15 protein-coding genes are annotated in these 21,305 nt (G+C 61.7%); 7 read left to right on the forward strand and 8 right to left on the reverse strand.

Translation table 11 applies throughout. From position 1 onward, the window contains the following. Nucleotides 1-2: 2 nt before the first annotated feature. The gene (locus IPJ76_08575; GenBank protein QQR88248.1) at nucleotides 3-2,753 is read right to left on the reverse strand and encodes a tail fiber domain-containing protein; all 2,751 of its coding nucleotides are present in this window, start codon (nucleotides 2,751-2,753) and stop codon (nucleotides 3-5) included. A 95-nt stretch (nucleotides 2,754-2,848) separates the two neighbouring features. Here IPJ76_08575 and IPJ76_08580 point away from each other — a divergent pair, with 95 nt between their 5' ends. Next, nucleotides 2,849-4,816: a tetratricopeptide repeat protein gene (locus tag IPJ76_08580; GenBank protein QQR88249.1), complete on the forward strand. Its 1,968-nt coding sequence runs from the start codon at nucleotides 2,849-2,851 to the stop codon at nucleotides 4,814-4,816. Nucleotides 4,817-4,849: 33 nt separating this feature from the next. Beyond that, nucleotides 4,850-5,590, forward strand: coding sequence for a response regulator transcription factor (locus tag IPJ76_08585; GenBank protein ID QQR88250.1), 741 nt, complete (start codon nucleotides 4,850-4,852; stop codon nucleotides 5,588-5,590). Nucleotides 5,591-5,617: 27 nt separating this feature from the next. On the opposite strand, the gene IPJ76_08590 is transcribed toward IPJ76_08585, so the two are convergent. Beyond that, on the reverse strand, nucleotides 5,618-6,019 hold the full coding sequence (locus tag IPJ76_08590) for a hypothetical protein (protein ID QQR88251.1): 402 nt from the start codon (nucleotides 6,017-6,019) through the stop codon (nucleotides 5,618-5,620). Nucleotides 6,020-6,164: 145 nt separating this feature from the next. Here IPJ76_08590 and IPJ76_08595 point away from each other — a divergent pair, with 145 nt between their 5' ends. The 4 genes from IPJ76_08595 to IPJ76_08610 all read left to right on the forward strand — a co-directional run bounded on the left by IPJ76_08595 (nucleotide 6,165) and on the right by IPJ76_08610 (nucleotide 9,974). Next, the gene (locus tag IPJ76_08595; GenBank protein QQR88429.1) at nucleotides 6,165-7,145 is read left to right on the forward strand and encodes an aldo/keto reductase; all 981 of its coding nucleotides are present in this window, start codon (nucleotides 6,165-6,167) and stop codon (nucleotides 7,143-7,145) included. Then, nucleotides 7,139-7,714: a hypothetical protein gene (locus IPJ76_08600; protein ID QQR88252.1), complete on the forward strand. Its 576-nt coding sequence runs from the start codon at nucleotides 7,139-7,141 to the stop codon at nucleotides 7,712-7,714. Before IPJ76_08595 ends, IPJ76_08600 begins: the two co-directional genes overlap by 7 nt. A 280-nt stretch (nucleotides 7,715-7,994) precedes the next feature. After that, a complete protein-coding gene (locus IPJ76_08605) occupies nucleotides 7,995-9,242 on the forward strand; it encodes an efflux RND transporter periplasmic adaptor subunit (GenBank protein ID QQR88253.1) in 1,248 nt (415 codons plus the stop codon). 48 nt (nucleotides 9,243-9,290) lie between these two features. Then, nucleotides 9,291-9,974, forward strand: coding sequence for an ABC transporter ATP-binding protein (locus tag IPJ76_08610; GenBank protein QQR88254.1), 684 nt, complete (start codon nucleotides 9,291-9,293; stop codon nucleotides 9,972-9,974). Nucleotides 9,975-10,030: 56 nt separating this feature from the next. Here IPJ76_08610 and IPJ76_08615 read toward each other — a convergent pair whose 3' ends face one another. Next, nucleotides 10,031-13,198 carry a DNA polymerase III subunit alpha gene (locus IPJ76_08615; GenBank protein ID QQR88255.1) on the reverse strand — a complete coding sequence of 1,056 codons (3,168 nt, stop codon included), beginning with the start codon at nucleotides 13,196-13,198 and terminating at the stop codon, nucleotides 10,031-10,033. Nucleotides 13,199-13,282: 84 nt separating this feature from the next. Here IPJ76_08615 and thiL point away from each other — a divergent pair, with 84 nt between their 5' ends. Then, nucleotides 13,283-14,326, forward strand: a complete 1,044-nt coding sequence (gene thiL / locus IPJ76_08620) for a thiamine-phosphate kinase (GenBank protein QQR88256.1) — start codon at nucleotides 13,283-13,285, stop codon at nucleotides 14,324-14,326. 7 nt (nucleotides 14,327-14,333) lie between these two features. Here the strand turns inward: thiL and IPJ76_08625 are convergent, their stop codons facing one another. From IPJ76_08625 to IPJ76_08645, 5 genes are all read right to left on the reverse strand, one after another. Continuing rightward, entirely contained in the window at nucleotides 14,334-15,896 is a 1,563-nt protein-coding gene (locus tag IPJ76_08625) for a hypothetical protein (protein QQR88257.1), read from the reverse strand. A gap of 188 nt (nucleotides 15,897-16,084) precedes the next feature. After that, entirely contained in the window at nucleotides 16,085-16,420 is a 336-nt protein-coding gene (locus IPJ76_08630) for a hypothetical protein (protein QQR88258.1), read from the reverse strand. Between the two features lie 6 nt (nucleotides 16,421-16,426). Further along, a complete protein-coding gene (locus IPJ76_08635; GenBank protein ID QQR88259.1) occupies nucleotides 16,427-19,471 on the reverse strand; it encodes a histidine kinase in 3,045 nt (1,014 codons plus the stop codon). A 6-nt stretch (nucleotides 19,472-19,477) separates the two neighbouring features. Further along, the gene (locus IPJ76_08640; protein ID QQR88260.1) at nucleotides 19,478-20,233 is read right to left on the reverse strand and encodes a response regulator transcription factor; all 756 of its coding nucleotides are present in this window, start codon (nucleotides 20,231-20,233) and stop codon (nucleotides 19,478-19,480) included. Nucleotides 20,234-20,345: 112 nt separating this feature from the next. Continuing rightward, nucleotides 20,346-21,146, reverse strand: a complete 801-nt coding sequence (locus tag IPJ76_08645; protein QQR88261.1) for a response regulator transcription factor — start codon at nucleotides 21,144-21,146, stop codon at nucleotides 20,346-20,348. Between the last annotated feature and the right edge of the window lie 159 nt (nucleotides 21,147-21,305).

Raw genomic sequence — 21,305 nt, forward strand, 5'->3', positions numbered from 1 at the left:
CTCTATCGTTCCACCAGCGACCGCAATCGCGACACTTCCTCTTGCAATGCCAGGATCAGTGCTTGCTGTTCCTGCACCGCTTTAACCAGGGGCACCACGAATTCCGCATAGCGCAGCCCGTACAAGTCGCCCTCGTTCTTCGGGGCATCCACTGCGCTGAAGTCGTAGCCCAGTTCGTTCGCGGCGGCCTCCACTTCCTGGGCCAGGAAGCCGGTGTGACGAACGGCCGTGTTCATCATGCGCGACGTGTCGGGACTTTCGGGAGCCGTGGCTGCCTTGATCGCGAGCACATCGTAGGTGTAGCTCGCCGGGCGTAATCGCATCACCAGCTCCAAGCCCGGCACATCGCGGCGCACATCGCGCTTGAAGCGCGCATCGCTCAGGGTGGTCCAGCCCACCTGCCCGCCAATGCTCGTCACAGCCGCGTTCCCGATGCGCACTTGATTGCTCGCTGTGTTCACCGTTCCGTTCCCGAGCGAGGTGCAGTTGGTGAGCGCTGCGGCATTGGTGCCAGCGTTGGCGCCGATCGCCGTGTTGTTGCTGCCCGTGGTGTTCTGCCAGAACGTGTTCACGCCCATGGCCACGTTGTTGCCGCCCGTGGTGTTGCCCAGGCCGGTCTGGAACCCCACGAACGTGTTGGCCGCGCCCGTGGAGGTCGCAGGCCCCGCAAGGCGCCCCACGATGGTGTTGAGGTTGCCGGTGGAGATGTCCTGGCCCGCGAACGCCCCCAGCACCGTGTTGCTGATGCCGGTGGAGATGGACTCGCCTGCCTGGCGACCGATGAGGGTGTTCTCGTTTGCAGTTGTCATCTGCCAACCGGCCAAAGCGCCCACACATGTGTTGGACACCGCTGTCGTGTTCGAGGAGCCGGCGAACGCGCCCACGAACGTGTTGTGCCCGCCTGTGGTGTTGGCTGCGCCGCTGTGGCTGCCGAAGAACGAGTTGTTCACTGCCGTGGTGTTGGCCGCACCGGAGTTGCGGCCCACGAAGGTGTTGGCGAACGCCGTGGTGTTCGCATTGCCTGCGCCCGCGCCGATGAACACGTTGTCATTGCCCGAGGTGTTGAAGCGGCCCGCATCGAGCCCGACGAACGTGTTGTTGCTGGCAGTGGTGTTGTCGTAACCCGCCGAGCGACCGAGGAAGGTGTTGCTGTTGCCCGTGGTGTTGAAGCGGCCGGCATCCACGCCCATGAACACGTTGTTGCCGGCGGTCGTGTTCGCATAACCCGCCGAGCGGCCCACGAAGGTGTTCGCGGTGCCCGTGGTGTTGGAGCGACCGGCATCCACACCGATGAACGCGTTCCATCCTGCGGTGGTGTTGTTAAGTCCGGCCTCTGATCCCACGAACACGTTCTCTGAAGCGGTTGTGGTCAGTCGCCCTGCGTTGCGGCCTACGAAGGTGTTCTTCAGCGCGGTCGTGCTCGTGAGGCCGGCAGCGGAACCGAGGTAGGTGTTCTCCGCGCCCGTGGTGTTGGCCAGTCCGGCGCTTTCCCCCACGAACACGTTCAACGCGCCGGTGGTGTTGGCCGTGCCGCTGTGCGCGCCAACCATCACGTTGTCGCTCGCAGTGGTGTTGTAGCCGGCCTCGAAACCCACGAACGTATTGTCCCCGGTGGTCGCGCCGGTGTATCCCGCATTGCGCCCCACGAACGTGTTGGCGAAGCCTGAGGTGTTGAGGTAGCCCGCATTGGCGCCGATGAACGTGTTCTCCGGCCCGGTGGTGCTGAAGCGCCCTGCGTCGATGCCAACGAACGTATTGTAGTTCGCAGTGGTGTTGTCATAGCCGGCCGAGCGGCCCAGGAACGTATTGCCGCCGCCGGTGGTGTTCTGCCTGCCGGCGTCCACACCGAAGAACGAGTTGTGGTTGGCTGTTGTGTTCGCCATCCCGGACTGGCGGCCAACGAAGGTGTTGCTGCTGCCCGTGGTGTTGTTGGAACCGGCGGAGGCTCCCATGAACGTGTTGAAGGAAGCCGTGGTGTTGGCGCTGCCCGCCGATGCGCCTGCGAACGTGTTGTTCCCTCCACCAGTGTTCAAGACACCTGCGTTGTACCCCGAGAACATATTGTTGTTGCCGGTGGTGTTCGAGTAGCCGCTTGCCCTGCCTATGAATACGTTGAAACCTCCCGTGGTACTGGTGGCTCCAGCGAGTTCGCCCACCATCACGTTGCTGAACGAGTTCACTGATCGCCCGGCCTTATGCCCGATCAGCACGTTCGAGGCTGCCGTGGTCAAATTCTCGCCCGCCCGCTCACCGATGAGCACGTTGTTGGTGCCCGTGGTGAGCGATACGCCGGCGCGGTGGCCGAGCGTGACAGTGCTGTCCAGTTGCGATACGCGCCCGGCGCGCTGGTTGTTCACCCTGAAGTTCAGTGGCACATTGTCGGTTGTTCCCAGGAAGTGCGTGCCGTCAACGGTCCCTGTATTGCCTGTCAGCGACCAGCCGCTATTGCCGCTGGCGAGCGGTACCCAAGTTGTCCCGTCATAGAACCAGAATGCGTTCGTGGTGGTATCGAAGACGAGCAGGCCCGTGGCGGGCGCCGCGATCGCGGCACGCTCGGCGGAAGTCACGCGCGGAATGAGCAGCCCGCGCTTCGTGCCAACGATAGCACTGGCGTCGATGTCGAGCAAGGCGCTGGGGTGCGGGGATGCGCCGTCGACATTGATCCCGATGTTCTGCGCAAGGCCGCTGGTGGACCAGGCCAGTGAAGCAGCTAGAAGGCTTGTTGCGATGACGGTGCGGGACGTGAGGCGCATGACGGCAGTGGGCTTCCGTAGTTTTCCGGTCTAAAGTGACCCACCTCGCCCCCCACCACAAGCCGATCAGATCGGGTGGTCGTGTTCTTTATCGAATGGCCTTCCGCAGGCCCGTCACGGCCATGCTCATGCTGCTGGCCTGCTTGGTCGGCGTGGGCCAGGATGCTTCGCTGGTCCCGGGCTTGCGCACCGACCTGGCGCAGGCCACCAACGACACCGCTCGTGCCGATGCCTTGGCGCGCATCTGCTTCAACCTCATCCGCTCCAACCCGGACAGCGCGCGGTTGACCGGCATGCAGGCACTCGCCATCGCGCGCCGCATCGGGAACCACAGGGCGCTGGGTGATGCCCACAACAACCTCGGTTGGCTGGCCGCTGAGCAAGGGCAGCTGGACAGTGCTGAATCGTACCTGAAGGAAGCGTTGCGGTTCTTCGGCATGTTGGGCCGAGATGAGTACCTCGCCGTCGCGCATACCAATCTCGGCTGGGTGGCCAGCAAACGCGCTGATCTTGTGGGCGCCATCAACCACTTCCTCGCCGGGCTCAAGCACAGCGAATCGGCCGAAGACAGCGCGAGCACAAGCAAGCTGTTGTATTCCCTCGGCACTACGTACCGGCGTATGAAGGCGTACGATCAGGCTGTGGAATTCCTCGAACGCTCGCGCGATATGGAGCGTGCGCTCGCCAGGCCCAACGCCGAGGCCAATTGTTACATCGCCTTGGGCAATGTGCTGAAGGAGCGCGGCGATACCGCGCGGGCTGTGGTTGAATTCGATCGTGCCGATCTATTGTACGCCGGTCTGCGGGACCACTACGGCCTGGGCCTCGTGGCCGAGAACATCGGTGGTCTGTTCGCTGAAAGCGACGCACGCAAAGCCCTTTCGCACTACGAAGTGGCCCGCGCGCACTACGACACGGTACACAGCAACACCGACCTCGCCTATATCCTGCTGGCCATCGGCGAGGCGCGCACGTCGCTGGGCGAACTCGCACGGGCGGAGGCCGAGCTGTCGCGCGGAGAGGCGCTGGCCAAGGTTGCCGGCGATGCGGAACTCTCGATGAACTACGCGATGGGCCTGGCTGCACTGGCCCGGGCCAAAGGCGATGCGCAGGGCGTGTTCGAGCATCTACGACGGGCAATGGCCCTGAAGGACAGCGTACAGGGCGCCGACACGCAGCGTGAGCTGGCACGCCTTCGCACCGCCTTCGATACCGAGCGCAAGGAGAAGGAGAATGCCGTGCTGCGCAGCGAGAACGAGGCGCGCAAGGCCAGTGAGGCGCGCCTGCGCTTGCGCTGGATCGCCGCCGTCATCGTGGCCTTCGCCTTGGTGGCGCTCCTGCTGCTCTTGTGGCGCAACTACCGGTTGCGTGGCCGGCACACGCGGGAGGTGGAGCGCTTCAATGCCGAGTTGGCCATCCAGCGCGACGAGGTGCAGCGCATGAACGACCTGTTGGAGCTGAAGGTGCTGCGGTCGCAACTGAACCCGCACTTCGTGCACAACTGTCAGAACAGCGCCACAGCCTTGGTGCGCGAGGGGCGCTACGCCGAAGCACTGGCATACTTGCAAGGGCTCTCGAGGCTGATGCGGCTGGTGCTGGACCAGAGCGTGCGCGACCGCATCGGGATCGAGGAGGAAGCGGATTTCCTGCGGCTATACCTGGCGATCGAATCGCTGCGCGTGCCGGGACTGGTCAGTGCGGTGGAAGTGGACGAAGCGCTTATGGAAGAAGAGGCCATGCTGCCCGCCCTGCTGGTGCAGCCCTTCGTGGAGAACGCGCTGTGGCATGGGCTTCCGCCGCGTTCGGGAGAGCGGTCATTGCGCATCGTCTTCTCCGCGCGCAACGGCGGTCTGCGCTGCATCGTACGTGACAACGGTGTGGGGCGGGCACAAGCTGCACCGCGCGGGGACGGACATCGTTCCCTCGGCACAGAGCTCACCAACGAACGTTTACGCCTGCTCACGCACCGCTTGCAGCAGAAGGGTTCCTACATCATCAACGACCTGCTCGATGCCGACGGCGCCCCGACCGGCACCGAGGTGATCATCGACCTGGAAGGCTGAGGCGCGCACGGCTCAGAATGCGAACTTGCGCACATGATCCGGGCGCTGATCGTGGACGACGACCAATTGGCGCGCAGCAACCTGCGCGGCTTGTTGGCCGAGGCGCACAAGGATGTGCAGGTGGTCGGTGAGACCGACAACATCGCCGACGCCGAAGGGCGCATCGCTGAGCTGTCGCCCTCGCTGGTCTTCCTGGACGTGGAGATGCCCGGCGGAAGCGGCTTCGACCTGTTGCGCAAGCTGGGCCGCTGGGACTTCGAGGTGATCTTCGTCACCGGGCACCAGCGCTACGCCATCGAGGCCATCCGGTTCAGCGCGCTCGACTACCTGCCGAAGCCCGCGGACCCGCAGGAATTGGCCGCCGCGCTGGAGCGGTTCAAGCAGCGCCGGGAGCCGCCCACGGTACGTGCGCAAGTGCAGGAACAGTTCATCGCCAACATCGCACAACCCGCGCCATCCGGTTTCAAGCTCACGCTGCACCAAGGTGATGCCACCTGGTTCGTTGCCCCGGCAGAGGTGCGCCGTTGCGATGCCGACAGCAACTACACGCGCATCACGTTGCAGGATGGGCGCCGCTTCATCATGGCGCGAACGCTCATGGACTTCGAGGAGATGCTGACGCCCTTCGGCTTCCTTCGGCTGAGCCGGCATGCGCTGGTAGCGCGCAGGATCGTGACGCACGTCAGCGCGAACGCCGCCGTGCTCGATGATGGCGAGCATGTGCCCGTAAGCCGCCGACGCATGGGCGAACTGAAGGAGAAACTGGCGGGGTGAAAAAAAACACAGGGACGGGCTCGCGGCTCACTTCGCCCGCATCCTGTTCCCCTTCGCCTCGTGTGTGAGCTCGCACAAACCCAACGCTTCCATCAGCGGCGGCAGGTACACACCGAAGCGCCCGCGCAGGCCCTTCTTCAGGCCGTACCAGCCTTTCACGGGGTTCTTCTCGCTGCGGCCCCAGGCTTCTACGGTGCCTTCCTTGGCGGGCTTCTGTTCATCCGCTCCACCGAGGTCCATCCAGTCGCCGTGTTTCTTCAGCATCGTATGCAGGTCGTTGATGCACCGGATGTCGTAGAGCAGCACGGTCTTACCGACAGTGCAGACCAGTACTTCCGTGCCATCCTTCTCCTCGACGTGCATCGTGTATTCGGAAGTGCCGGGCGGGGTCTTCAGTTTCCAAGGCTTGTCTTTGGTGCGCTTTTCCATGGCGTTCGTTCGGAGTGTCGAAGATGCAGCGGAACGATCATACACAGGAGCGGACAATGACGACCGGTTGGTTTGATGCTCCGTTGAGGAGATGACTGCTGCACACTGGACCGAACCAAGAACAACGGATCTTCGCACCATGACCATGCGCTACCGCCGCCTCGGCAACGCCGGCCTTCAGCTCTCCGAACTCTCACTGGGCTCTTGGCTCACGTTCGGCAAACAGATCACCGACGATACCGCCGAGGCGCTGATGAAGCTCGCCTATGATAACGGCATCAACTTCTTCGACAACGCCGAGATCTACTCCAAGGGTGAAAGCGAGCGGGTGATGGGCCGTATCCTGAAGAAGATGGAATGGCCGCGCGACACATGGACGGTGAGCAGCAAAGTGTTCTTCGGCGCTGGTGGTAAACTGCCCACGCAGCTCGGTCTTCACCGCAAGCATGTGGTGGAAGCCTGTCATGATGCTTTGAAGCGCTTACAGGTGGACTACCTCGACCTCTATTTCTGCCACCGCCCTGATCCGAACACACCCATCGCCGAAACGGTGTGGACCATGCACCAACTGATCATGCAGGGCAAAGTGATGTACTGGGGCACCAGCGAATGGAGCGCGAAGGAGATCACGGAAGCACATGCCGTCGCGGAGAAGCACCACCTCATCGCACCGGTGATGGAGCAGCCGCAGTACAACATGTTCCACCGGGCGAAAGTGGAGGAGGAGTTCGCGCCGCTCTACGATACCGTAGGCCTGGGCACCACCATCTGGAGCCCGCTCGCCAGCGGTATCCTCAGCGGCAAACACACGCTGGAAGGCGACGCTTCATCACGCCTGCGCATGGCCGGGCTGGAATGGTTGAAGGAGCGCGAGCTGAACGAGGCCCGCTTGAAGAAGGTTGAGGAGTTGAAGTCCATCGCGACGGACCTCGGCTTGTCGTTACCGGTGTTCGCCATCGCATGGTGCTTGAAGAACGCGCGCGTGAGCACGGTAATGCTCGGAGCGAGCAAGACGGGTCAGCTCGAAGAGAACCTCAAGGCCGTGGATGCGCAGGACCTGTTCACGCCCGAGGTGATGAAGCGTGTGGAACTCGCGATCGCCGACGAAAAGCTCAGCACATGGTGAATCAGCTGACGTTGGCTACCGCATTGGTGCTAACCGCGTGCAGTGCACCGGACAGCCCGATGACCGATGCGACCGAAGCAGATGCGTTGGGCGGTAAAGCGCGCGATACCGCGACCATCACGGCTCCCGCGAGTTTGCCTCCAACACCTTGGTTGGTGCCGGATACCACGCGGTGGTCATCGTACTGGTGGACGACCTACCGCGACACCACGGGAACGCTCGCCATGCGCAAGGCCGACCTGGATGGAGATGGTGCGGTGGATAGGGCGGTGGTGGTCGAGGGGTCGGGCAGGGGGCCGGGAGGTGTGCAGGGGATATGGGTCGATCGGGCCAGCGGCGCGGACACAGTGCTGGTGATCGAAGGCGGCGATGCGGAGCTGGACTCCATCGGCTTCGGGCTACTGATCTGGTCAGCGGGCGATATCGATCATCTGGGCAGCGATGCGGAGGAGATCCCGTCACCGTTCCGTTCGGAACATCCGGTGTTGACAGTGATCTACTTCGAGAAATCGGCGGTGACCTACGTTTGGAAGGAATGCCGCTTCGTTCCGGTATGGACCGGGGATTGAGCCTGCCCCGCAGATTGCCGAAGAGCGTGGAGAGGTCGTCGGCAGGAGAGAAGCAGGGCACATGGTAGGACGTCCCTCGCGGATTTGATGGTTGGCATTGCTGAACGTCTCCCCATCGTATCATCGCTTCAACCCGTTATGGATGGTGAGTTATGGCCCCTGATGAGGCAAAAGCACTGACACTACAAGTGTCTAACCGCTCGTCACAGTCCGTTCGGCTACGCACATTCTTGCCCGTGCTAAGACCTACAACCTAGAACCTTGCGGAACCCTTGTTGCCATGGACCGAGCCATTGATCGCAGACCCGCCCGCAGAAAGCGCATGATCGCACTGGGGTGCGTTGGTGGTCTTGCTTTGGTAGCCGTGGTGTTCTGGGGTAGTTCGTTAACCACCAGCAAGGTGCGCATCGAGGCGGAGAAGGTGACGGTGGCCACTGTCGAGTCCGGCTTGTTCAAGGAGTTCATCCCGGTGACGGGTACCGTTCAGCCGTTGCAAACGGTCTTCTTGGACGCGTTGGAAGGGGGCACCGTCAAACAGCGGTTCGTTGAGGACGGAAGTATGGTTGTCGCCGGCCAGCCCATCATCGAATTGGGCAATCCGCAGTTGCAGATGGATGCCATCAACCGCGAGGCGCAATTGCTCGACCAGCAGAACAATTTGCGCAACACCCGTCTGGCCATGGACCAGCAGACCACGAGGCTGCGCGACGAATTGCTGAACCTCGAGAAGGACCTCAAGCGCCTCGAGCGCGAAGCAAGGCTTGATGACCGGCTGGTAAAGGACTCGCTTCTGGCGCACAACACCTTCCTGGCGAACAAGGAGAACCTGGAATACATGCGCGCCAAGCGTCGGCTAGTGGCTGACAACGTGCGCAGCGATTCGCTGTTCCGGCTCACCCAGCTCGGCTCCATCACAAGCAACCTCGACCTCATTCAGCAGAACCTGCGCTTCTTGCGCGAGAACCTGCAGAACCTGGTGGTGAAGGCCCCCATCGCCGGGCAGCTCAGCGGATTGAACGTCGAGATAGGACAGACCAAGCAGCGCGGTGAGCGGATCGCGCAGATCGACGTCCTGAACGGTTTCAAGGTGCGGGCGCGGATCCCCGAGCATTACGTGAGCCGTGTGGTTGCTGGTCTGCAAGGAACCTTCACGCATGCCGGTGCGGAACACACCATACGGATCTTCAAGGTTTACCCCGAGGTAAGCAATGGCGAGTTCGATGTCGACTTGCGGTTCACGGGCGATGAGGCTGGAAGCATGCGGCGTGGCCAGACGTTCCAGGTCCGGTTGCAATTGAGCGAGGATCAACAAGCCGTCATGCTGCCACGTGGACCGTTCTTCCAGGACACGGGCGGTCAGTGGGTGTACGTGGTTGCGGCCGACGGGAAAGCGGTGAAACGGGAAGTGGTGCTCGGCCGCCAGAACCCGGACATGTATGAAGTGCTGGAAGGCCTGCAGTCCGGCGACCGTGTCGTGACCAGTCGCTATGCGATGTTCAATGACGCGGATGAGTTGATCCTGGAGTGATGCCTGCGAATGCAGCACCAAAATGCAAAACCACAACCTTACCCTACCATGAGCCTCCTGAAAACGATCGACCTGTGCAAGGTTTACCGCACCGACACGGTGGAAACCACCGCACTGAACAACGTGAGCATCGACATCGCGCAAGGCGAGTTCGTGGCCATCATGGGACCGAGCGGTTGCGGCAAATCCACGCTCCTCAACATCATCGGTTTGCTCGATGCCCCGAGCACCGGCAGCTATGCGGTGAACGGAGAGGACGTCAGTGGGTACAATGAGCGCAAACGTGCCGAGGTGCGCAAGAACACCATCGGTTTCGTTTTCCAGAGCTTCAACCTTATCGATGAGCTCACCGTGGCGGAGAACATCGAGCTGCCGCTGATCTACACGAACATGGGCAAAGCAGAGCGTGAACAATGCGTTGCGGAGGCCATGGACCGCATGAACATCGCGCACAGGGCGAAGCACTTCCCGCAACAACTGAGCGGTGGGCAGCAGCAACGTGTGGCGATCGCAAGAGCGGTGGTGAACAAGCCGAAACTGATACTGGCCGATGAGCCCACCGGCAACCTGGACAGTGCGCATGGCGAAGAAGTCATGAACCTGCTGTCTGAACTGAACAAGGCAGGCACCACGGTCATCATCGTTACGCACAGCCTGCGCGATGCGGGTTACGCAAAGCGCACCGTCAACCTGCTCGATGGCAAAGTGGTGACCACGGGCGTGCATGCCTGACCGGTCGGGTCCGATGGCATGGACGGGGGAAACCCTGGCCCGGGAACGGGACTCGATCACTTCTCCCCATACCGCGGATCCGGCTTCCACGGCAGCTTCTCGAACCGTTCCGTGCGAAGTGCCGCGTGGCCGAACTCCTCCTCCACCACTCCGGTGAACCGGTACACGCCGCGCCCGCGGAACGGAAAGCGAGTGGCCACCTGCGGGAACTGCGTGCTGTCCCAGAAATCGCCGGCCGGATCGATGAAGGAGCCGAAGGTCATGCGCTGGCCGTAGTGCGTGTCGGTGCTCTTTACGTGGATCAGATAGCCGAGCATCGTCACGCGCTTGCCGATGTGCTGGTGCATGTCGCGCTTGAGGATGAAAGGGGGTGAAGAAGTGAATGGTGGATGGGAGTTGGTGAACGGGACTGGCGGCGAGCGCCTCTTCCGTTCGCTGTTCACCATCTCCCGTTCACCGGACCCCACCAGCGTGAACGGATCGCAGAGGGGGAAGCCCAGCAGCTCCAGCTCGTCGTAGGCATCGGCCAAGGGGTAGTGCAGCAGCTCGGGCAATCGAGGCTCTTCCACTTTCGTGATGAAGAGGTCGCCAGTACTGCTCACCATGGCGGGGCGGTGCAGGAGCGCAATGTCCCACAGCAGGTGCGGCTTGCTGCGCCCGGTGAAGCGCAAGGCGCCCACGCGTGCGAGGATGCGCGCCTGTTCCACCGCGAGCGGAACGCGTTTCAAGAGATCCTGTAGATCGGCATAGGGGCCGTGGCGGCGGCGTTCGTGCAGGATCAGCTGCACGGTCTCGCTCTCGAGACTTTTGATATTGGAGAGGCCTAGGAAGATGCAGGAGGTGATAGGTGATGAGCGGCGAGTGGCGAGTGGCGGCTGCGTGGGCAGACGCGCCACGCGCCGCTCATCACTCACCACTTTGTGAAGTGAACAAAGCTCTTCGCTGGTATTGACGCACGGCGCCTCGATCACGGCCCCGGCGCGCTTCGCCTCGTGCAGGTAGAACTCGGTGTGGTAGAAGCCTCCGAAGTTGTTGGCCACGCCCACGAGGAACTCGAGCGGATGGTGCGCCTTCAGATAGAGGCTCTGGTAGCTCTCCACCGCATAGCTGGCGCTGTGGCCCTTCGCGAAGCTGAAGCTGGCGAAGCTTTGGATCTGCCGCCAGATCTCCTCGGGCTCACCTTCCGGATACCCGCTGACCTTGCAATTGGCGAAGAACTTCTGCTCCACCACCTTGAACTCCGGCCGGTCGCGGTAGCGGATGTTCATGCCACGGCGCACTTGGTCGGCGTCCGATACGTCCAGCCCGCCGTACTGCATCACCACCTTGATCACGTCCTCCTGGTACACCATCACGCCATAGGTCTCGGGCATGATCTCCAGCAAGCGCTTCGGAGCCTGCTTGCGGCGCTCGGGATCGTGGTGCCGCAGCAGGTACTCGCGCATCATACCGCTCTCGGCCACGCCGGGCCGTATAATGCTGCTGGCCGCGACCAGTCCAAGGTAATCGTCCACCTTGAGCTTCTTCAGCAGCATGCGCATGGCCGGGCTCTCCACATAGAAGCAGCCGATGGTGTTGCCCGTCCTGATGAGCTCCTTGATCGCTGGATCCTGCTTGAAGCGAGGAATATCATGGATGTCGATCGGGCTGCCTTTCTTCTCCAGGATCTCCACCGCCTCGCGGATGTGCCCCAACCCGCGCTGGCTGAGCAGATCGAACTTGTGCAGGCCGAGGTCCTCGGCCTCCAGCATGCTGAACTGTGTGACCGGGAATCCCTTCGGTGGCCGGTGCAGCGCAGTGAAGTGGGTCACGGGTTTCTCGGTGATGACGATGCCGCCTGCATGGATCCCCAGATGATGCGGCATACCGATGAGATGCTGTCCGTACTTGATCACGGCTTGGGCGACCCTGTCGAGTTCTCTTTTCGCGCCATCGGGCACACGCCGTTGATCGCGGTAGTAGCTGCTGTCGCCCTCGCTCAACGCATCGATCTCGCCCGGTGGCAGTCCGACGGCCTTGCCCAGTTCGCGTATGGCGCCGCGCCACTGGAAAGTGGTGTAGGTGGCGATCTGCGCGGCGTGGATGCCTCTTGCATTGGCGCCCTGAGCGGAGCCGAAGGGGCCATTGTACTTGCCGAAGACGTACTTGAAGATCTCGTCCCGGTCCTTCCAACTGAAGTCGATATCGAAGTCGGGGGGCTTCTTGCGCGCTGGATTGATGAAGCGTTCGAAATAGAGGTCGAGCTCCATCGGGTCCACATCAGTGATGCGGAGACAATAGGCCACCAGGCTGTTCGCCCCGCTGCCGCGCCCCACATGGAAGAAGCCCCGACTCCGCGCGTAGTTGACGATGTCCTGGTTGATACGGAAGTAGCTGATGAAGCCCATCTCCTCGATCACCTTCAATTCGTAACGCATGCGATCGAGCACTGCCGGTTTAGCGTCCGGGTAGCGGTACCGCAGGCCCTCCAACGTGTCGCGGTGCAAGGCCTCGCGGTCCTCGGCCTCGGTCGCGCTGAAGGCCTTGCGCGTCTTGTCCGAGTTGTCGAAGGCGATGGTGCACTGCTTCAGCAATCCTTCAGCGTTCGTGATGAGTTGCGGAAAGTCACGGTAGATGTGCCGCACTTCCTCTTCGTTCCGGAAGACCTCATCGGCTTGTGCCAGCTCATCTTGCGGCAACATGCTCACGACAGTGTTCTTTGCCACGGTGCGCAACAAGCGATGGGCATTGAAGTCGCGCTTGTGGCGGAAGGTCACCGGGAACAGGGCCACCAGGTCGTTCGGCCTGCGCGCCCATGGGCTGAAGGGCAATCGGGTGAGGTCGGACGGTTTGATGCCGACGCGCTCGTCCGGGCGGAGTTGTTGTGGTGCGTGGGTGAAAGGATAGATGAAGAACACCTCGTCCAACTCGGGTGCTCGTTCGGGTATCGCTTCATCGTGGAGCAGATGCTGGCTGAGCAGTTCGTTCAGCCGCTGGAAGCCTGCGTTGTTCCTGGCGATGCCCACATAGAGCAGCTTCGGCCCCCGCCGGAATTCGATGCCCGCGACAGGTCGCACACCGAAACGTTTCTCCGCGTCACGGACGAGATCGGGAATACCTGCCGTGCAATGGATATCGGTGAGCGCCAGGGTGCGCACGCCGTTCCGGGCGGCCTCTTCCAGCAGCGCCTCGGGCTTCATCACCCCGTACTTGAAGCTGAACCAGCTATGGCAATTGAGGTACATGGTTGATCGACGGATTCCGCGTCGATCGCGGGCCCTAGAATGTATGTACGATCCGCACGCGGCGAAAACGGAACTTCGCGCCCGATGTCAGAAAACACTTCCCGTACCGAGCTCAACGTGATGGGCGAATTCGGCCTCATCGAACGCATCGCCTCGCGCGTCCATCTTCAGCACGCCTCGTCCGTCAAGGGGATCGGGGACGATGCCGCCGTGATCGACCCGCAGGGCCTGCACCAGGTCGTCACCACCGATATGCTGGTGGAGGGGGTCCACTTCGATCTTGGCTACGTGCCGCTGAAACACCTGGGCTACAAGGCCGTGGTGGTGAACGTGAGCGATGTGTATGCAATGAACGCGGAACCGCGGCAAGTCACAGTATCGCTGGCGCTCAGCAACCGGTTCCCGGTAGAGGCGGTGGATGAACTGTACGAGGGCCTCCTGCTCGCCTGCAAGAACTATGGCGTTGACCTTGTTGGGGGCGATACGTGCAGCAGCCCCAGCGGACTGGTGATCAGTGTAACGGCCATCGGCACTGCGCGGAAGGAGGATGTGGTGTACCGCAGCGGGGCGAAGGACAACGAACTGTTGTTGGTGAGCGGTGACTTGGGCGGTGCCTACATGGGCTTGCAAGTGCTTGAGCGCGAGAAGGCGGTGTTCAAAGAGACCGGGGCTCAGCCCGACCTGGCGGGCCACGACTACATCCTGGAGCGGCAACTGAAGCCCGAGGCACGACGCGATGTCGTGGAACTACTGAAAAAGCTGGACGTACGTCCCACGAGCATAATCGATGTGAGCGATGGCCTGGCCAGTGAAGCGATCCACTTGGCCCGAAGTTCGGGCCTCGGGGTGCGTGTCTACGACGAGAAGCTGCCCATCGATCCATCCACCTATCAGACCGCGCGCGACTTCAACCTTGACCCGACCACGTGCGCGTTGAACGGGGGTGAGGACTATGAACTGCTCTTCACCATCCCCCAGACCGACTACGAAAAGGTGAAAGGCAACCCCAGCGTCACCGTTATCGGCCATATGACCGACAAGGCCAATGGTTACCGCCTCGTGGACAAACAAGGAGGGGAGCATGAACTCACCGCACAGGGGTGGGATGCCTTCCTGAAGAAAGCCTAGCGACCGATCAAGCAGCCTTGCCGCGACCGTGCAAGCGCTCCTTCACAACCTCGCCGAAGGGCTTCCCGTGCAGTCGGCTGATGGCCCAGGCGATGGGGTCAAGGTGTCCGTAGAGCGCTCGCTCAGCGGGCTGGTCCTGCAATGCGCTCAGGTTTTCGTGGAATTGTGAGAGCTTCTCGTGCACATGTGCGGCAGTGCTGTTCTTGGCAATGCCTTGCACCAATGCGATGAGCAATTGCTCGGTCCTGAAGGTGCGCCCACGCGTTTGGAGGAAGCGGGTGGTGTTCCGCGCCGCGAAGCGCACCATGTCCGTACGGCCGGTTTCCAGGAGAAGGATCAGGTGCAGCAAACGTCCGTAGCACACCGCGTCCTCGCTCTCGTCTATGCTGATGTCATTGAGCAACTTATTGGTCAGGCGCAGGGCGGTTTCGGGATCCCCCGCGCCGAACGCCGCGTAGGCCATCTGGTAGTAGAAGCCTGCTTTCCGCACCGCACCGATGGAGCCTTCGTGCCGTTGCAGCCCGCGTTCAATGGCGGGCAATTGGGCAGCCGCTGAGACGAAGTCGCCGGCGTGGCAGAGCAGTGCCAGTTCGAGACTGTAGCTGGTGCTGAACAGTTTCACGTCCAGGTCCGGCGTGTCCGGCATGTCGAAGTCCATGGGGGCCTGACGGAATTCGCGGAGCAGGTCGTGGGCTTCACCGTGGTGCCCGAGCTGTGCGGTGACGTACGCCAGATTGCCCAGCACGCCCAACAACAAGCTTGGCTCTTCGCTGAAGTGGTCGTAGCGGGCGCGGATCAATGCACGATTCCGCAACAGATGATCACGGCTCTGCTCGGCCTTGCCTTCAGCGAAGGCAATTGCGCTCCGGATATGATGGTACAGGTACTCGGCCCTGGGTGAACACCATGTGCTGGTAGGTTGCAGTTCAGGCAAGGTCTTGAGGCCCTCCAACGCGCTGAGCGCGGCGGTGCTGCGGGCCTGTCCCTTGGCATACAACGTCCTGAAGAGATCGCTCTTGAGGGCCCAGAGCCGGTCCACTTGGGCTTGCACGTCCAGCAGCTCGCGGCCCTCTTCCACCCAAGCGTCCACCGCCGTGGCATTGGCGTGGGCGTAGTTGGCCTGTTCCATCAGGCGGCTTTCCCATTCACGCACGGCCACAAGTAGACTGGTGCGCCCGTGCTTGGCCGCCGTGCGACGGACGCTGGCCAGCAGTTTTTCGGCTTCGGGATAGAGCGCCCTGGCGTGAAGGATCTCCACATGGTGCAAGGATCTCCGCAGTCGTGCATCCACCGAGCTTTCCGCGTGGTAGGCATCGAGGCTGCGCAGGATGGTATCGTAGAGCCGGTGCTTGGTGATGGCGAAGCGGTTGGTGAACGCTTCCTTCTTGAACCGTCGGAGCAGAGCGGCTTCGTCGTATTCGTCCTGTTCATCAATGGCGTCGAACAGGATCTGGTGGTTGCTGGACCCGCCGACCAAGTGCCTCGACGTATACACCTTGAAGTACCGTTTCTCCGCCGGGTCCATCGATCGGATGAGCCGGTGCAAGTGGTCTTGTTGGGACTGGTTCATGGTGAGCGCGTCTGGTTGTGAAAATGTAGGTGGGTCCCCACCGAGCACAACGACATGAACGAGTTACGGCGACGTTAGCGCGGGGAAAGGCGGACGGCACCATGAACAGTGGGTCGGTCCGCTGTACGGTAAGTGAAATGAAAAAGCCCCGACGGATCGGGGCCTCCATACCAAGGGACTGAGGGGGCTCAGTTCACCCTGGGCTTCTTGTTGCTTTTCTCTTTGTCGCCTTCGTCGTCGCCATCATCACTGATGCCGCCGCCGTCCGGGCCGCCTTCGCCTTCGAAGTCACGCGTGAGGCCGTTCACACCGCTAGGGGTTTCTTTCCCCGACTGTTCCGTTCCGTCAGATGTCCCACCGGTGCCATTCGGGCTGTCGTCATCCACTTGTCCAATGCCACCGCCTTTCAGGATATAGGCCGGCTGCCCGTTGGGGGCCACCACTTCATCCTTCGAACACGAAGCCAGCATCGCCATCGCAACAAGTGCGATGAAGAGTTTGGCGATCGGATGCATAGTGGTCATAGCGGTTCAAATGTAAGCTCCGGTCCCGGCCGATTTCAACCCGTTGGCCACTTTTTTGCCACCGTTCCCTAAAGGAAGTTCGATGCGTACGCGGGTTCCCGAGACCAGTCCCCCCGGTCCATGCACCTGCTCAGGCCCTTCAATACGGATGTCGCTAAGATGCAAGCTGCGGAGCACGTCCGCCCTGCCCTTTGTGATCTCGATGCCCTTACTGATGTGGTCTTCAGCCCCGTTGGTTTTGCCCTTGAGGCTTTCCTGGACCCCGATACCATCATCTTCCACGCTCACCACAACGGTGTTTGCAGCGCTGTTGGCCACCTTTATGATGACCTCCCCCTGCCGGTCCATGGGCAGTATGCCGTGCCAGATGCTGTTCTCAACGTAGGGTTGCAGCATCATGGCGGGCAGGTGGATGTCATGCAGGTCCACTTCGTCGTCGATGTGCAGGGTATAACGGAACTTGTCCTTGAAGCGCATGTGCTCCAACGTCAGGTAGAGCTCCAAGCGTTCGAGCTCTTCAGCGAGGCTTACTGTGTCGCTTTGGCTGGCATCGAGGTTCTTGCGGATGAGCTTGGCGAAACTGGTGAGGTAGCGGTTGGCCGCGGTGCGGTCCTGGCGGTTTATGTAATACTGGATGCTGTTGAGGGCGTTGAACACGAAGTGGCGGTTCATGTTCGCATTGAGCGCTTGTTGTTCCAGCTGCAGCATGCGGCTGCGCAACATCAGTTGTTTTGTTTTCTCGCTGCGTGCACGTTGGAGAGCTCGCCAGCGCATGATGCCGTAAAGAACTGCGGCGAGGGCCAGCACGCAACCACCGATGAACCACCACGTGAGCCAGAACGGCGGCAGGATGACGAACGCGAAGGTGGCTTCGGGGCTCCACGCACCTTGGTCATAGCGGGAGGCCACTTTGAAGGTGTATTCACCGTGGGGCAGGTTACTATAGCTGGCGAAGCGGGCTTCCGTTTCCGGCAGCCAGTCGGCATCGTAACCGGCCAACATGTACCGGTAGAGCACGGCTTCGGGCTCGTGCAGCGCAACACTGCCGTAATCAAAGGTGAGGTAGTGTTTGCGATGATCGAGGCGCAACCCCATTGGCAGCCCGGAGGTGTTGTCCAAGCTGTCGCACTGGCCCTTCCAATCGCTTGCTTGCAGGAACGAACGCACCCCACCGATGGTGCAGAACGGTAGCTTTGTGTACGGCGGGTTGCTCCGCCGCCGCGGGTCGTGCATCACCAGTCCGCTGGCTGTGCCGATCCATGTGCGGCCCAACGTGTCGAGGTAATAAGCGTTCAGGTTGCACTCCGTGCCCAGCAGCCCGTCGCGGGCATTGATGCGTTCGATGCTGCCCATCTGCGAGGGCAGGAGTTTCGGGCGGAAGCGGTAGATGCCGTTGTTGGTGCCGGCCCATCCCGTGCCGTTCGCATCAATGTGCAGCATGTCCACATAGTTGCTGCCGGGATCATCCCCGAAGCGTATGGCCACCGTGCCGCTGTCGCTGCGTATGGCCACACCGTTGGCCGTGCCGATCCACAAGCGTTGCGCTCCATCAATAGCCAGCGTCATCACGGTGTTGTCCGGTAATCCGTTCTCCGATGTGAACCGCTCGAATCGGCCGTGCCGCACGCGGTAGAGCCCGTTCTCGCTCCCGAGCCACACATTACCTGCGGCGTCTTCCACCAAGCTGCGCACCGATCGGCCGGGCCCGTTGCCTCCCGCCCGGTGGTGCACGACATCACCCGTCGGATCGATGACGGAGACGCCGTCGCGCGTGCCGCACCAGATGTTGCCGTTGCGGTCTTCCATGAGGGCCAGCACACGGTTGTCGGTGAGCAGGATATCCTCTGTGGGCAAGCGGACCGCGCCTTTCTCCAACAGGCAAAGGCCATCGCTGGTGCCCCACCAGTGCCGACCGCGGCTGTCCAGCAGGTTGCACCATACGGTGTTGTTCGGCAAGCCCTCAAGCGTGGTGATCATAGCCATGCCATCCAGCCTGCAGATGCCATTGCCGTACGTGCCGATCCATTCAGCCCCACTGGCATCGCGGCCCATGGTCATCACCAGGTCGCTGCACAGTCCTTCTTTGGTGGTGATGGTAACGAAACGGTCACCGGCGAACCGCAACAAACCGCCTCCATCCGTGCCGATCCACAACTGGCCGTGGTCGTCCTCCAAGGAGCAGTACACATTGTCGTTCGGCATGCCTTGGTGCATCATGAAGGAGCGCACGCGGAAGCTGTCAGGTGCTATTTGCTCAATGCGGTTCAGCCCCAGCTTTGAACTGGCCCAGATCCTTCCGGCGCCATCAGCCATCACCCACCTGACATTGTTCTGCAAGAGACCGTCTTCATCATCGAACATCTTCATGGAGCCGTTGGCGTCCCAGCGGAAGATCCCGTCGCCGTAGGTGCCGATCCAAACGGCGCGCTCGGCATCCATGGTCATGGTGCTGATGCTGAGGTCGCGTTCATCCAGCGTAATGCGATCGCAACCCCCGTTGCGCCAGCGCAGTAGGCCATCGCGCATGCCAACCAGTAGCGAACCATCGGTCAGTTGCAGCATCGCCCTGATGGACCGGGCCGTATCCTGAGGCCAGCCGTCCAGTGGTGCGAAGGCGGTACCCCTGCGTTCGACCACACCAGCGCCATCGGTGGCCAGCAGGAATCGTCCATCATCGGTCCGAAGCAGCGCCTCGATCCGCGCGCCCTCCATGCTTGCGGGCAGGTCGTTGCGCGTGATGCGTCGGCCATTGATGTGGAGGAGCGACGAGCCGCATCCCAGCCACATGCCGCCATCCGGATCTGCGAGCAGAGCGCCCACTTGCGGGTCGGGCAATCCCTCTTGAACACCATGATTGGTGAATTCGCTTCCATCGAAGACGCTGACACCACCGAGCGTTGCGATCCACAAACGGCCTTCACGGTCCAAGGCCATGCGCCGCACCTGGCTCTGCGCCAGCCCGTCCTCGGGCGTCCATTGCTCGAAACCGTATTGCTGCGCGAAAGCACCGAGCCCGCACACCATCGCCCACACCGCCAACGATCCGCGCATCACCGATCAGAACGTATTGATGAGCGCCAGGAAATCGGGAAGGCGTCTACGACTAACGGGGATGAGCGTTCCGGAGCTGAGCAACGCCATGTTGCCTTCCGTGCGGCTGAAGCCTTTCAGATGCTCCAGGTTGATGATGAAGCTCTTGTGAACGCGGAAGAACTTCTTCGGGTCGAGGTTGGTCTCGAACATGCGGATATGCTTGCTGCTGATGAGGCGCTTGCCGTCCTTCTGGTGCACGGTGGTATAGCTGTCGCTGGCCTCCAAATAGAGGATGTCATCGTGCTTCACCATGCTCAGGCCATCACGGCCGGGTACGGCAATGCGCGTGCTGAGGGGCGACCCTGGGTCGTTCATCAACGCCGCGATCGCACTGGTGGTCTGCGGTTGGCCGGAGGGGTCGCCGAGCACGCGCTTCATCTTGCTCACTGCCCGTTGCAGCTCTTCAGGGTCGATCGGTTTTTCCAGGTAATCAAGCGCGTTCTCTTTGAAGGCCTGCAACGCGTACTGGTCATATGCAGTGGTGAACACCACCGGCAATTCGCGATCGGCCACGGAGCGCAGCAGCGAGAAACCGTCCTCGCCGGGCATCTTGATGTCAAGGAACAGCGCCGCAGGTTGAACGGCCTCGATCAACTTACGGGCTTCAGGCGCAGTACCCGCTTGCCCCACGACTTCCACATCGGGGCAGTGTTCTTCGAGCATGAGACGCAGGTTCTCCCGTGCATCCGGTTCATCATCAACGATCATCGCGCGCAGCATGGCAAGGGGATTTGGTGCGAGGAAACTACGAGCGCACAAGGCGTGCTTGCGGTGGGAGAATGACCGATCGCTGTCCTGATCGAGCGAACGGTGGACCTGGGGAAGCGGACGGTCACCGCTGGCGCACAGCGGAGAGGAAAGCGTCGAGCCGGTCGCGTGCCACCGGCACCCGCGAGCCGTTGCGGAGCACAGCCCACTGGCCATCGTCGCGCAAATACTCGCGCAGGTGGGCCATGTTGATGAGGTGGCTCCGGTGCACGCGCAGGAACTGCGACGGGTCGAGGAGATCCTCATAGACCTTCAGTGTGCGGGTGTCCAAGTACCGGGTGCCATCCGCGAAATGGAGAAGGGTGCAGTTACCGTCGGCTTCCACATGCGCGATGGTGCGCGGGTCGAACAATTTGATGCCTTTGGCATGCTCCACGGCGATGCGCGGTCCTCGCTCACCCATCTTCAGTTCCTGCACCAGGGCATCGAGCTGTTCCCTGTACACGAGTTGCTGCGCCGGCTCATGCGCCAGGCGTTCGGCGCGCTCACCGGCCTTGGTCACGGCGGCCTTCAGCTCGTCGGGATCGATCGGCTTCAGCACGTAATCCACGGCATTGGCATGGAAGGCGCGCACAGCATGGTCCTTGAACGCGGTGACGAACACGACCATGAAGCGCGAGCCTGGCATGCTCTCCAAGAGGTCCAACCCCTCCGTACCGCTGGGCATGCGGATATCGAGGAAGACGAGATCGGGGTCGAGGGCGGTGATCACCTCGTGCGCTCTTGGTGCGCTATCGGCGGTGGCCACCACATCAACATGCGGGGCTTCATCGCTCAGCAGTATGCGCAGGTTCTCTCTCGCCGGCTCTTCGTCATCGACGATGATGGCGCGCAGTGGCCGGGGTGCTGTTGTTGTGTGTTCCACCGCCGCCAAGGTATCGGTGCCGTGCTGCCGTTCCCTGTATTGCGGCTTCCGTTGCTCGTGCAGCGTGTGCCCCTGCAATGAACGGGCACGAATTTTCCGTTGCAAACCCTGTAACCCCTTGTTGCCATGATGACGAAGAACACCGCCCGAAGCCGCTTT

The sequence above is a fragment of the Flavobacteriales bacterium genome, from assembly GCA_016699575.1.
GTDB lineage: Bacteria > Bacteroidota > Bacteroidia > Flavobacteriales_F > PHOS-HE28 > PHOS-HE28.